Origin of the sequence: Paenibacillus alvei DSM 29 (assembly GCF_000293805.1) — a bacterium.
In the GTDB taxonomy this organism is placed as follows: Bacteria; Bacillota; Bacilli; order Paenibacillales; family Paenibacillaceae; genus Paenibacillus_B; species Paenibacillus_B alvei.
This window is the reverse complement of sequence record NZ_AMBZ01000006.1, coordinates 356,954-371,780: the sequence shown is the minus strand read 5'-3', so window position 1 is coordinate 371,780 and position 14,827 is coordinate 356,954. Positions and strand designations below refer to the sequence as shown.

Genomic DNA, 14,827 nt, shown 5'->3' with positions numbered 1-14,827 from the left:
GTTTTTGTTTATGCGGGAGGTAATTCCCGAGGGAGCGCAAGATAATCACCCTATGGGATCATTTGCTCATTCCATATATCAATTGTGCTTTTGTTAATATTTTCACTTAAATTATTAGGCAAAATATTCACTATCACCTCAGATACATCATCGCGCTAATCATATACGTCTCCCGAATAAAGAGAAATTAGAGAGTGTGCAAGAGCAGGAAGTGCAATAAAAAGAAAAATCAACCAGTTGTCTTATGTGATCCTCCCGTGAATGTGTGACTTCGTCGCTCAACTTCGCATCGAATGGTCATGTGGATGTACTCGCAACACGGCCGAACTCTTATCCAAAAATAAAACGCTTACATGAACTGATGACCATGATGATTCTCAAAATTTTAAAACATCAAGAGCGAACTACTCAATAATTATGCAGGTACAGTCGTATTCCTCATTTTGTGTGATGGAGGTATGAATGTCAGGATGAGGATCATAAGGATGACAGGACTGCTATGCTGCATCTTGATGTTTACACAGGGATGTTCATCAATGGAAATGACCCCATATAAGGAACTGGCAAAAGCATTCAAACAAGCCCAATACGATGTTCCTGATTATACCCAGATTACAGGAGCACAGGAAGAGGTGCTTGCACGATACGAAAAGATAAAGCCATATCTAACGCAAGAGTCCTACTATTATCTGTTCCGGGAAAGATCACTGGTCGTTACCCTTGGTGCGGCGAGGAAGCAGCAATGCAATATTGTGGTTACTTCGTTCCAATTCGAGCAAGAGTCCGAGGCAGATGGAGGGAAGACCTTCACGTATTCCATGACATTGGAGCTGCGCAACGGTCAGGGACAGGTGATGGAGGAGATTGAAGTATCTGCAGGTCAAATGGAATTCGCAATACAGGACGGAGGACTGTTCATAGCGCGTGATCATGACGGAAATCCGTTATCGAGCAAGTACAACTAGGAGGTTGATACTCGTGATCGTGAAAATGCCGACAGACGTATACCATACAATTGCACAAGAATCGCTTGGGTGGAAAATGATTGAGCCGATCATTGAGCGAATCAAGGGCAAGGATCCGATTGAAAAGTCACAGGTATACGCGAAGTTGACCGAAGGTCAAAAGGCGTTGTTTATGTTTTTTGTATTCCACAAGCATACCGAGTCAGTTGAGGAATTTTATTGGTTTGCCTCTTACTTCGTAGGCGATTTGCAGGCATGGCCTTCCTTAAAGACAGGCATGAAGCAATTCAAGGACGAGGCAATGCTACACATTTACGAACAAGTTGAAGCGCTTATCGAATCCTACAATCGCCAGATTGATCGGTCTTGGCGGAAAGCTATCGTATCTGATTTGGAGCATAATACGGAACTGTACAGCAAGGTCTCTCATTTATACGATGCATATAAGAAGCAAGCTCCTAGAACACTTGAGCTCATCCATCTATATATTAATAATAACGTAGAAGAATTCGTAGAGCTTGTGACCTAATGATCATAATTTGCTGAAATCGTGCACTCTCTCTATTTTGAATAGTTATTTTTTACAACAATTCCGTTATAATAATTTATGGATGATCTAAATAGAGAGGGTGCATATGAGATGAAGTTCAGTGAATACACATATGTCCGACCTGATGCGAAACAAATCGAACAACGATTTAAACAATTGATTAGTTCCTTTGAAGCTGCAGAAAGCTTCGAACAGCAGGAACGCATCATGTCAGACATTAACAAGCTTCGCAGTGAATTCGATACACAAACCCAATTGGTATCTATTCGCCATTCGATCAACACGAATGATGAATTCTACAAAGCTGAGCAGGAGTACATGGATGAAGTAGGACCTGTAATCCAAGAATACATAACAGATTACTACCGGGCACTTGTGAATTCGAAGTTTAGAGCAGAGCTTGAGCAAAAATGGGGCATTCAACTGTTCCAATTGGCTGAAAAAATGCTCAAGACGTTCAGCCCTGAAATCATTGAGGACTTGCAATTGGAGAACAAGTTGTCAACCGAATATTCCCAATTGATTGCTTCTGCGAAAGTCCCATTTGAAGGGGAAGAGCGTACACTTGCTCAACTGACACCGTTTGAGCTGTCCACGGATCGCGACATGCGCAAGCGTGCGTCTGAAGCGAGATTCGGATTCATGGCGGAGAATGAAGCAAAGTTCGATCGCATTTATGATGATTTGGTGAAAGTACGTACGAAAATTGCAAAGAAGCTGGGCTACGAGAATTTTGTTCAGCTTGGCTATGACCGGATGTGCCGTACAGATTACAATGCGGAAATGGTAGCGAATTTCAGAGCGCAAGTGCTCGAACATATCGTGCCTGTCGCTACGAAGCTGAAGGAACGTCAACGCAAGCGGATCGATGTTGAGCAAATGTACTACTATGATGGATCATTCGACTTCAAGACAGGGAATGCGACACCGAAGGGAGATCCAGATTGGATCGTCGAGAATGGCGCCAAAATGTATGCTGAGTTGTCACCAGAGATTAATGAATTCTTTACGTTCATGCGCGAAAATGAATTGATGGATCTTGTCAGCAAGAAGGGCAAGCAAAGCGGCGGTTATTGTACATACTTAAGTGAGTTCGGCGCGCCGTTTATCTTCTCCAACTTCAATGGTACATCAGGCGATATTGACGTATTGACACATGAAGCGGGTCATGCGTTCCAGGTGTACGAAAGCCGTCACTTCGAAGTGCCTGAATACAACTGGCCTACGTATGAAGCGGCCGAAATTCATTCCATGAGCATGGAATTCTTCACATGGCCATGGATGGAGCTGTTCTTCCAGGAAGACACGGAGAAGTATAAGTTCGCTCATCTGTCGGGTGCGTTACTGTTCATTCCATATGGTGTATCCGTAGATGAATTCCAGCACTTCGTATACAGCAATCCAGAAGCCACTCCGGCAGAACGCAAGGCGGCTTGGCGTGAAATTGAGAAGAAGTACTTGCCTCACAGGAACTATGAAGGCAATGAATACTTGGAGCAAGGTGGATTCTGGCAGAAGCAGGGACATATCTATCAATCGCCATTCTACTATATCGATTACACCTTGGCTCAATTGTGCGCATTCCAATTCTGGAAGCGCATGAATGAAGATTGGAAGTCCGCTTGGGCTGATTATCTGAAGCTGTGCCGTGCAGGCGGCAGCCAATCCTTCACAGGCTTGGTTCAAGTAGCAGGGCTGATTTCACCGTTCGAAAATGGCTGCATCGCTTCGGTCATCGGCGATATCGAAAATTGGTTGAACGGCGTCGATGACGCTGTATTGTAAATCGAAAATAGAAATACGAACGGAGACCACAAGCGTACATGCGCTTGTGGTCTTTGCATAAATGGCAGTTGGGCGTAGCATGAAAAACAATCTGGTAATTATAGGGGTCGTAATGGACGCTAGTCGTGTATAATATAGCTAACAAGTTATCGCATGATAATTCTTTGTGCAGGAAAGGGCGCAAAGGGGCATAGCATGAAGCTTAAGTGGTTTGGAATGGCCTGTGGCGGCAGCCTTATCCTAACACTGATTTTTGTTTGTGCAATGAGCCTTACTGTGGCTGGCAAATGGTTGGGAGCCATAGCTGCGATTCTATTGGGGATTAGCGCTTTATTGTATGGAGTTTTTGCCGACCCGAATCAGGCGCGATATATCCATCGCACGAGCAGTAAGGAGGAGCGGCATAACCGTGAACGGTGGGGAACGCTATTTCTCATGATGTCTGTCCCATTTATTGTGCTATCCCTTATTTTATTAGCTAGCAGTCGATAGTTTGTAAACGACTCCATAACTTGAATAGTCAACAGGAGAATCAATCATGCACTTGGTTTTGTTACTTGTAGCAGCGCTTTTTGTCATTTTTTAGTGTCCAGTATTATCCGGCAGGACTATCGCAACATCGTATTTCAATCTATTGTTCTCTGTGTGCTGCTTCTGTTGTACATCGCTTTCCGCAAGGATCAGAAGCGAAGCAATGAATTTGCGATATGGCTGTACCTGAATCGCGATCAGCTTCGTCAGAAAGGTGCCAACTACGAGCAGTGCCTGATCGATCGTGACTCTGAGTTTGTGCAGTATGAGGTATGTTTATCTTTCGGCATATTCAGCTATCGAATGAAGACAGGCTATTATGTAAAAGGGTACCATTTGACGCCGCTGCTGAATATGGCGTTCAGTCTTTATACTCTCCTATTTGGCTGGTGGGCAATTCCGTCGGGCCCTATCCATACAGTGCGAGCCATAGCCTTTAACTTGCTTGCTAAGCCGAAGAAGCTGGAGAATGTACTGTTTGAGCTTGAAGTTGAAGTGGTTGAAGAGTTCAAAAAGGAAGAGCGTAAGAGAATGAAAAAGCAGTCTCGAATGGCTAAAGAAGAACGTCGACTGGATAACTAAAAATGAAAGCCGCAACGCTATGGTCAACCGCCTATCCATATACACCTATAGAAGGAAAAGGAGCGAGCGCAAATTGATAAAAGCAGTCATATTTGATTTTGATGGATTAATCGTCGATACGGAAACGGCTTGGTATGAGTCTTACAGCAAGGTTAGTAAGGCGTATGGGGTCGATTTGAAAATAGATGTGTGGGGACAATGTGTAGGAGCTTCTTTTGAGGAATTTGATCCGCTGGATTATATAGTGGAGCATGCGGATCGTCAGGTAGACCGTGAGGCATTCAAGCAAGAGGCTGATGTGGTGTTCGCCGACATTATGGATCATACTCAATTGCGTCCCGGTGTGATCGATTACTTGGAAGAGGCAAAGCGAAGCGGTCTTCGGATTGCTCTTGCTTCAAGCTCTAATCGGAACTGGGTTGAATCCTATTTGAACAGGTTCAACATTCGTTCATACTTTGAAGTCGTGAATACATCTGACGACGTTGAGCGGATTAAGCCAGCTCCTGATTTATATGAGAAAACGATCCGTGAGCTAGGGATCAACGGGTTTGAAGCGGTTGCTTTCGAGGATTCATTCCATGGGATGACGGCTGCCAAGGCAGCGGGAGTAAACTGTGTAGTAGTGCCTAACCAGGTGACTTCCCATATGGAGTTCGCAGGCAGTGATGGGCGATTAAGCTCAATGGCAGAGAAGGACTTACATGCGGTAATCAACACTATTGCAGCATTATCGCAAGCAGAAGCGCACAATCATTCATAGATTGGCAGGAGAATATCACAATGTAATTTGTATGGGAGAACACGTTCATTGCAACTGTAGTTCTAATCATTCGATCGAGGAAGCGGGCGCATCAATTACATGCTAGAATTGCTCAACTGGAGCATCAAATGGACAATATGCAGCGCAATCATGAAGACAAACAGCGGCATTGACAATAGTTATATTTCTGATTACATGGAGGTCTGCGATGGTTGCAGCGAGTGAAATTACATATGGCATGTATACGATGTGCATGGTGAAGGATGGAGATCGGGTACTGCTTATGAATCGTCCAGACAGCAAGGGTTTTCCGGGATATTTGGCACCAGGAGGCAAGATCGAGTTTCCAGAGAGCCTTACCGAAGGAGCTATTCGTGAGGTATATGAGGAAACTGGTTTGCGAGTAAGCGGACTTATCTATAAGGGCTTGGATGAATATGTTGTTCCTTTAACGAATTTTAGGTATATGGTGTTTAACTATTTGGCCACCTCCTATGAAGGTAAACTGCTTGACAATCCTCCTGAAGGAGAGCTCATTTGGGTGCCAACCCAAGAAGTGATGGATTTGCCAATGCAATCTTGGTTCAAGCGGAAGTTTCCTTTATTTTTCAAGGAAGGGACGTTTGAAATATCCGTGGTATGGAATGAAGAGGAGAAGCAGCCGATAGAAGAGAAGATTGCTTTACTTATATAAAAGAGCATTTAGGAATCATTACTATTGATCTCAATATGTAGAATGACTAAAAACACTTGGAAACCCAAGTGTTTTTATTTTTGAAAACAAATAGATGTTTCAGATGCTTTACAATGTAGAAGAGATTTTGCCCTTCATGCGTGAACATGGATTTGAGGGGATTCAATTGATTAGCTCATCTGGGCTCGGAAGCTCACTACCAGAAGAACAGTGTCGTTATTGGTCGAGCTGTGGTGATGAAGAGATGGAGAAGTTCTATCAATTGTTCTACGAGCCCGCAGCAGATCCTTCGCTTTTAGGAACAGGAACTCATTTGTTCTACATCGGCCAAAAAAATAGATAAGTTTTTTCGATTTTATATCCGCATTTATGACTCAGAATTGAGATGAAATTCTCTATTTTGGGTCTTTATTTGCTCCTAGGCATGCCGTAGAGACTATATTCTTTCCAAGGTGCAACAATTTACAACTTTTTTTGCACTGGTACAAAACTATTGAATAAAGGAAACAAATATGATAGATTACAAGATGTCCAAAAAAGAGGAAGTTGATTCCACATGCTAGATTGAAGAGATAATGGGGGGAACGATATTGCAAGCGAAATCATTTAAAAGTTGGATTGCATCATTACTCGTCTTTATTCTTATCTTCAGTTCGCCAGCATTTACGTATGCGGCACATCCTGATGTAAGCCATTCTATTTCAGCGATGTCGGCTAACTTGTCGGGGGAAGAAGATGCAAGCCATCAAAATTCGAAGCAGCTTGGCGGCGACCGCGTTGAAATTGATACCAAGCTGTTGCAAGTCTTCCAGGCCGATAAGTATGCAACGTATATTGTAAAGCTAAAGGAACAGCCTGATATAAAAGCAATTTCGCAAAATGCCCTGCAATGGTCATTGCAAAAGGGCGAATCTTCGGCAAAGCAAACACGTACGGTGCGCAACTTCATCGTGAATTCGCTGATGAGTACAGCAGATGAATCGCAGGTAGGTATCATTCAACAATTAGAAAAAATGGAATCGGCAGGCGAGGTAAGAGATTTTTATCCCTACTATATCGTAAATGCGATCGCAGTTACGAGTACAAAAGAAGCGATGGAAAAACTTGCGGATCGTGATGAAGTCGATAAGATCATGTCGAACCATACATATACGCTTCAAACCGACATGAAATCGAAAATGGTACTGTCGGGTGCGCAACTCGCAGTCAGCAAAAAAGAGATCCCGTGGAACTTGCGCAATATTAATGCAGAACAGGCATGGGAGCTTGGTTTTGATGGTACAGGAGTCGTAGTTGCGAATATGGATTCCGGTGTCGACGGCAGCCACCCGGCACTACAGCATAAATGGAGAGGACTGGATCAAGGCGGAAACATTGTGGATCCAGAGCTAAGCTGGTTCGATGCAACTATCGAGAAGAAGAAGTTTCCTACTGATGGCAATGGTCACGGCACCCATGTTATGGGGACGATGGTCGGCTCTGAAAAAGATGGCAGCAACAAGATCGGTGTTGCACCGAATGCAAAATGGATTGCCGCTCGTGTGTTTGATTCGAATGGACAGACAACGGATGCGGATTTGATTAAAGCGGGAGAATGGATACTTGCGCCGACGGATAAGCATGGCGTGAAGCATCCTGAATTAGCCCCTGATGTCGTGAATAATTCATGGGGAAATGTGCCTGCTGGAAAGAATGAATTTTTCCATGATATCGTGAAAGCATGGATTGCAGCAGACATATTCCCGGCATTTTCAGCAGGAAACGCTCAGCCTCCAGAAAATAATGGCGGGCCAGGTTCCATTACGGCACCAGGCAATTACCCCGAATCCTTCGCGACTGGCGCAGTTGATATTCAGAACAAGCTGGCGGACTTCTCACTTCAAGGGCCGACGCCCTACGGTCAAATGAAGCCGGAAGTATCTGCACCAGGTGTGCATATTCGATCAGCTGTTCCTGGAGGACAATATGCGCTCATGAACGGAACTTCTATGGCGAGTCCACATACTGCTGGCGTTGCTGCACTGATTAAGCAGGCCAACCGCTCCTTGAAGGTTAAGGATATTGAAGAAATACTGAAGAATACAACGGATGCATTAACAGATCATGTATTTCCACAATCACCGAACAACGGTTACGGCTGGGGGGTTATTAATGCACTTAATGCCGTGTCTACCCAAGACAAGGGGTTGGGCAAGGTTGTTGGTCAAGTGACAGTAGACGGTATCAGTGCAGGAATCCCGACAATTGAACATGATCCAATTACGTTGACGTTCAATATCTTGGACAAGGATGTATTTGCTCGGGTGCAGGATGATGTTAGTGTAACGAATGTGAACCTGTACGTTCGTGAGAAAGGGACGAATGCTTGGAGCAAACATGCGATGCTCCGTACATCCGGCAGCCATATGAGAGGTTTATATGAAGGAAGCATCCCTCTGAAGGAGCTGTCCTTGAATGGAATTGAATATTATATTGAGGCTGTAAATTTCTCAGGACATGCAAGCAAGACAGAGGTGTACCCAGTTACTGTATCGAAGGGAGTCAAGATTGGCTATACGCAAGATTTTGAGACCTCGATTGATGGCTTCGGTTTCGGAGATGCTTCGGGTGTATGGCAATGGGGAGTTCCGACGAGCGGGCCGAAGCAAGCATTTTCCGGCAGCAAAGTAATGGCAACGGTACTGGATGGCAAGTATCCGAATGGAACCAACAGTTATGTTGAAATGCCTGTTATTGATTTGACGGATAAGCAGCATGCTGTTCTATCCTTTGCTCACTGGTACAAGCTTGGCGATTGGTGGAATGCATCTTATGATCGAGCAGAGGTGTTTATTGGCAGCAAGAAGTCGAACTTCCAGTTCGAACGGGTGAAAACATATACGATGCGCAATACCACATGGACAACCGAGTATATCGACTTATCTCCATATGCAGGCGATCAAATCTATGTCGTCTTTAATTTGCGAGGGGAGTTCGGCAGTGACGAAGGCTGGTATATCGATGATATTAAAATTCAAGCCCCGGATCCAACGCTTCCGCTTCCGCCGAAAATTAAGGTTAGAAGCAACGCGCCAGGCAAAGTCATCATCGACTTTGACGATGCGCCGTCGGGCGTTTTGAAAGAATATGTCATTTATCGCAGCACGGATCGCAGTGGCCCATGGAGTGAGATTGGCACAAGCTTAGGCTATAATTATGCCGACATGCCTAGTCCACAGAAGGGAACTTATTATTACAAGGTGAAATCGAGAACGGTCAGCCATGCGCTTAGTGTGGATTCGGATATTGTATCTTGGACGTTCACAGAAGGCCAAGTGATATTCGGTGATGAGTTCGAAGGTGCTAATAAGGGCTGGACAGTCGAAGGGCAAGGAAATGAGTGGGAGCATGGTGTTCCTCATCCGACTAGGGGGCCGCAAAAGGCAGTCTCTGGCCAGAACGTATGGGGCACGAACTTGAATGGACCTTATGGGGGCGATGTAAACCAGAGTCTCGTATCGCCTGAAATTGATTTGACTCAGGTGAAGCATGCATCACTCTATTTCCAACAGTGGCACGATATTGATGACGGTGATAAGGGAACAGTCGAGATAAGCAAGGATCAGGGCGCCACATGGCAGCCGCTCGCTGAATATCCGAAGCAGGGCTATGATACGAATCATCCACGCAGATTCTGGTATTTGGAAGAGCTTGGCCTAGATTCTTACATTGGGAAAAAAATCAACATCCGCTTCCGATTTGAGAGCAAGCGGCCGTCACTCCAGCTCGGCTGGTACATCGATGATGTAGAAGTAAGGGAGACTCCACCAGTGATGACACGACCGAAAACCACCTCTTACTCCCATTCAGGTGGAGATCAAGTAAAGAATGCTTCAATGGGAATGGAAAAGCAGAGTCTTGATGTGCTCACATTCGAAATGTTGAAATCAGCCAAGCGCGGCCAGGATTCGCATCAAGGCGGGCACACACAGGCATTTGCACAACAGCCAAACACAGGGCGTATGCCAATCATGGCAGATATAAGTGTCGTACAATCGCAGCGGGCAACCCGATCCGATGCGGGTACTGGGCGATACACGCTGAAGCATCCACCAGGAGATTATTTGCTGCAAGTGGAGGCTTATGGCTTTAAGACAGAACAAAGGCCAATCAGCATTGAACAAAACAAAGAAGCAGTGATGGATGTTCATTTGCAGCCGCTGGCGAAAGGCAAAATCGCGGGCAAGATCACAGACTTTGTTACAGGCATGCCATTAAAAATGCGACGATCAGATTGTTGAATGATGTGCGTATTGCACCAGTATTGACGAATCAAGAGGGACAGTTCGAGCTTGAAGCCTATGAAGGTGACTATCAATTGTCCGTCTCTGTACTAAACTATTTATCCGTGCAAGACAACGTCAAGATTACAGGCAACGACACGGTTAACGTTTCATTTGCCCTTCATGGCTTCCATGGATCTTCCGAAGAAATCCATTATGATGATGGTGTTGCAGATAACGCAAAAGCTTTCTATGATTCCGGCAATGGGTTTGCGGTACGTATGACAACGGATGGGCCGGCACAAGTAACGGGAGCGAAATTCTTCTTCTGGGATCAGGGATGGCCGAATCCCGGTGGAGAGAAGTTCAAATACGCGATTTATGATGCCAGCGGACCTGATGGTCTTCCTGGTAAAGTAGTGGCGGGTCCTTATGAAGGCAAGGCGAAGCGGAATGGATCTTGGACGAATGTGACGATACAGAATCCGGTTATTTTCAATGGCGATTTCTACGTAGCGTACATTCAAGAGGGAGAAATGCCGAATGTACCGGGCTTGTCGATGACGAAGCTTGGCAATTATTCAGGACGCTCCTGGAAGAACGATCGCGGTACGTGGAAAAAGATCGGGAACAGCGATGGCAATTACATGATTCGAGCTACCGTTACCAAGATTGCGGAAGAGCCGATCATTACAGAACCAGCGCCGGGAACGACGGTTACAGATGCTCATGTAGTTGTAAAAGGAATGTATCCAACTGACGGTACGACGATCCATGTATATCGCCAAGACGCGCGCATCGGAACTGGAGTTGTACAGCAGGGACAATTTGCGATTCCCGTACAACTGGAACGTGGTGAGAACAAGTTGTATGCTGTAGCAGAGTCAAATGGTCAAGCAACGAGTAAGTCTCCAACGATTGCAATTCATTACATTGCCCCTGCCCAAAATGGGGAGATTACATCGATTACCGTGCAGCCTCGAGATGTGTCGCTGAAAACAGGTGAACAGTCAACACTTGCGGTTACAGCGGCTGTGTATGAGAACGGCAATATGATACCGATGCCGTTGACGGAAGGCTTACGATTCACGTCCTCAGACAGTTCTATTGCAGAGGTGGATCAAGCAGGACATGTTACGGGTGTGAGCGAAGGGACATCTGTTGTTCGAGTCACCTATCAGCAATGGAGTGACCAATCGACGATTACCGTTCATCGCGGGGATGATGGCAAAGAACCAGAGCTTCAATCCATTACCGTTTATCCGGATAAGCTGGCATTAGATGTAGGTGAATCTGCGCCACTTTCTGTTGCAGCAGTCGTATATAGGGATGGGGAAGTCAAAATTTCCCCAATCAGAGAGCATCTCCAGTTCCGTTCTTCTGACGAGCATGTCGCGAAGGTAGATGATATAGGAAGTGTAACAGGATGGAACGAAGGCAGGGCAACGATAACGGTATTCTACAAAGACAAACAAACAGAAGCAGTGGTTACGGTGCGAAGGAAGAGTGCTATTCCGTATGAGCCGCCTGCGTCCTCGGGCGGTTCGTCCAGCTCGGCCAATTCAGGCACAACCGTTCCTGAAAAAGATAAGCGGATTCCAGTTGTTGCTGACGGCAAAACGATCGGATATCTTGTGGAGCAGTCAGCTTCTACGTCGCTGACAAAGAATGCATCGGTTTCCCTTCTTGCTCAATGGATGAATGACGAGCTTAAGGGCGCAGCAAATAAGCCAGTGATGATGGATTTGCGGAATGTGGACTTTAAGAATTACGGCCAAGTATCGATTACTTTCCAGGCAATAATGATGAAGCAGCTTCAGATTTCCGGCAAGGCGCTTCACATCGCATCTGGGGGATTTGAACTGACGATTCCGAATGAAGCCATATCCGATTATCTATCTAATGATCAATTCAAGCTGAATGTATCTGTTCAGGGGGCAGATCAGCTGATGGTGGCTGAAAACGATCAAGTCCGGCTTGTGTCCGATCGTGTGGCCATTTCAACGGAAAGCGGCAAGTTCATTCATCCGGTTACACTGCTTCTGCGATGGGATATAACGCAAGTAAAAGATTCACGCAAAACAGTCGTATATCGAAAGAGTACGGATGAGAAATGGATATATGCTGATCGATCAAGCAGATATCCGTATGGATTAGCCTTAACCATCTCACAATCTGGCGCCTATGCGGTGCATGAGCTATCTCCAAGTTTTACAGATCTGGCAGCTCATTGGGGTAAAGATGCGATTGAGGTACTGGCTGCACAGCATATTGTCAATGGAACGAGCAAGGGACATTATACACCTAATGCGACCATTACTCGTGCGCAATTTTTGATGATGCTTGATCGTTTGACTCCGACTCTAGAAGGACACGAAGGCAATGCAAATTCAGATCGTTTATACTGGGCAACTGGCAATGTTAATGAGCTAATTTCACGGGCTGAAATGGTGCGGTTGCTCGTACAGAGGTCGGCTGCGGATGTACGTCATGCGATGAAGTCTAGATTTACGGATACTTCACACTTATCTCAAGATGAACAAGCTGCAATTGCGCATGCGGTAGATCAAGGATGGGTTCAGGGAATCGGTGGTAACCGCTTCGGAAGTGACCTGACTTCTACACGTGCACAGGCGGCAATGCTGCTGTATCGATATATGAAGTCTATGAATCAGCTATAGCAATAAAGAAATATGCAGTACAGTGGAAAATAGCAAATAAGTAATGAATATCCAGAGATAAGCCAGACGAATCCGCCCAATAGTGGGCGGATTCGTTTGCTTTAAGGATGAAATTATCGGCAGCTTCTGTGAGATATTGTACATTGACATCATAGATGGAATCATGTGACAATAGATAACAACTTGAATCAATACAATGAACTTCAATGACGAGAACGAGTAAGCTATGAATGCCGATCTCCAGAGAGTTGGTGAGTTGCTGCAAGCCAACGTTCGGCGCATAACTGAACATCATCTCTGAGAAGCGCAGCTGAACAAATGGAACGTTCGTAAGTAAGCTGCGCCGGAAATTCCACCGTTATTCGGAATTCGTATTTACGAGTATATGCGAAGAAGAGCTGCATGGAGCGGGAATGATAGATGGATTGGGACAGCCTATGTCTATCATCTAGCTGCATGAATATGGGTGGTAACGCGGATCAAATCCGTCCCTTTCGAGGGACGGTTTTTTTGTTGTATGGGGATAACTCTTTAATATATGTATAAGAAGTCTAGGGGGAGTAAAAGATGAAGTCATTGTCGAGAACCCACGTATTTTTCGTGGGACTCATGCTCTTTTCATTATTTTTTGGAGCAGGGAATTTAATATTTCCGCCAATCTTAGGGCAGCAGGCGGGAGATCATTTCGTATATGCGATAGCAGGTTTCATCTTGACTGGTGTGGGACTGCCATTGTTGACGGTAATCGCAATCGCCTTGTCGGGACGAGATATGCAACATCTAGCCGGAAGGGTACATCCGAAGTTCGGCATATTATTCGCCGTTATCGTCTATTTGTCGATTGGTCCATCGATGGGTATTCCACGCGTTGCCAACGTTGCATTTGAAATGGGGATGCGCTCCTTTGTGCCCGAATCACTCCAATCAAGCAATTGGGTCTTATTGGCTTACACATTTGTTTTTTTCTGTGTCGTATATTGGTTATGCTTGAATCCTTCTAAGCTGGTTGTGAGAGTAGGGAATATATTAACGCCCCTGCTGTTGATCTCGATCGCAATCATGTTTATCGCAGCGATGATGGGTCCGCTTGGGGAAGTGCAGCCTGCAATCAAGGAATATGCGACTTCACCAGGATTCAAAGGATTTATGGAAGGCTATTTAACGATGGATACGATTGCTGCATTGGCTTTCGGCATTATTGTGCTGAATGCGATTCGTGATCAAGGTGTTAAGGATAAACAAGCGATTACGAAAGCAGCGATACAAGCAGCTATTATTGCAGGGATCGGGTTGTCTTTGGTTTATGCGGCACTCGGATTTTTGGGGGTAACCAGTGTTACCGCGCACGGATACGCGCAAAATGGCGGGCAGCTTCTAACGTCAATCGTACAGCAGTTGTTCGGACAATATGGATTAATGCTGTTGGCCGGTATTGTTACCCTTGCATGTCTCACCACTTGTATTGGACTAGTATCCGCGTGCAGTCAGTATTTTTCAAAATTGATCCATCGACTGACTTATAACCAGATCGCATTTATCATTTGTGTTCTTGGATTATTGGTGGCGAATCTAGGTTTGAATAAGATTATTTCGATATCCATTCCAATTTTGCTTGTTATCTATCCAGTATCTATCGTTTTAATTATTTTGTCACTGGTGCATCGTTTGTTCGGCGGCCGTCGGTCTGTGTATGTTGGGGCGCTGCTCGGTACATTCTTAATCAGTATATTTGACGGGTTGAAGCAAGCTCATATTGAGTTTGACTCTATCATGCCGTGGCTGAAGCAGATTCCGCTGTACAATGAGGGGATTGGATGGTTGGTTCCAGCCATTGCAGGCGGGATCCTCGGCTATCTGCTGGGGTTGATATGGCAGGAAGAACGAAATGAGCCATACATTACAGAAAAATAAAGATAGATAAATGTGAAGCTAAGTCGACATGATATGTCCGCTTAGCTTCTTTACATCAATCCAATTGTATGAAATAATTGGTAGTGGTTGGTGAAAGATGTCA

At 45.2% G+C, this 14,827-nt stretch carries 11 protein-coding genes and 1 other annotated feature; all 11 genes read left to right on the top strand.

Annotated features, from left to right (window positions below; translation table 11 throughout):
- Positions 1-536: 536 nt before the first annotated feature.
- Entirely contained in the window at positions 537-965 is a 429-nt protein-coding gene (locus PAV_RS21015; protein ID WP_157267064.1) for a hypothetical protein, read from the top strand.
- Positions 966-978: 13 nt separating this feature from the next.
- Entirely contained in the window at positions 979-1,494 is a 516-nt protein-coding gene (locus tag PAV_RS21010; RefSeq protein WP_005549644.1) for a hypothetical protein, read from the top strand.
- A 111-nt stretch (positions 1,495-1,605) separates the two neighbouring features.
- Positions 1,606-3,300, top strand: a complete 1,695-nt coding sequence (locus PAV_RS21005; protein WP_005549642.1) for a M3 family oligoendopeptidase — start codon at positions 1,606-1,608, stop codon at positions 3,298-3,300.
- A 195-nt stretch (positions 3,301-3,495) separates the two neighbouring features.
- Entirely contained in the window at positions 3,496-3,792 is a 297-nt protein-coding gene (locus PAV_RS21000) for a DUF5316 family protein (RefSeq protein ID WP_005549641.1), read from the top strand.
- A 93-nt stretch (positions 3,793-3,885) separates the two neighbouring features.
- Positions 3,886-4,413, top strand: coding sequence for a hypothetical protein (locus tag PAV_RS20995; protein WP_005549639.1), 528 nt, complete (start codon positions 3,886-3,888; stop codon positions 4,411-4,413).
- A gap of 73 nt (positions 4,414-4,486) precedes the next feature.
- Positions 4,487-5,176: an HAD family hydrolase gene (locus PAV_RS20990; protein WP_005549637.1), complete on the top strand. Its 690-nt coding sequence runs from the start codon at positions 4,487-4,489 to the stop codon at positions 5,174-5,176.
- A 208-nt stretch (positions 5,177-5,384) separates the two neighbouring features.
- Positions 5,385-5,870, top strand: a complete 486-nt coding sequence (locus PAV_RS20985) for an 8-oxo-dGTP diphosphatase (RefSeq protein ID WP_005549636.1) — start codon at positions 5,385-5,387, stop codon at positions 5,868-5,870.
- A gap of 136 nt (positions 5,871-6,006) precedes the next feature.
- Positions 6,007-6,213: a hypothetical protein gene (locus tag PAV_RS20980; protein WP_005549635.1), complete on the top strand. Its 207-nt coding sequence runs from the start codon at positions 6,007-6,009 to the stop codon at positions 6,211-6,213.
- 247 nt (positions 6,214-6,460) lie between these two features.
- A complete protein-coding gene (locus tag PAV_RS32555; protein ID WP_167549044.1) occupies positions 6,461-10,150 on the top strand; it encodes a S8 family serine peptidase in 3,690 nt (1,229 codons plus the stop codon).
- Between the two features lie 5 nt (positions 10,151-10,155).
- Positions 10,156-12,813 (top strand): Ig-like domain-containing protein, encoded by a 2,658-nt coding sequence (locus PAV_RS20970; protein WP_238555882.1) that lies wholly within the window; start codon positions 10,156-10,158, stop codon positions 12,811-12,813.
- A gap of 197 nt (positions 12,814-13,010) precedes the next feature.
- Positions 13,011-13,309: a binding site (T-box leader), on the top strand.
- Between the two features lie 71 nt (positions 13,310-13,380).
- Entirely contained in the window at positions 13,381-14,724 is a 1,344-nt protein-coding gene (gene brnQ / locus PAV_RS20960) for a branched-chain amino acid transport system II carrier protein (protein WP_005549634.1), read from the top strand.
- Positions 14,725-14,827: the final 103 nt, after the last annotated feature.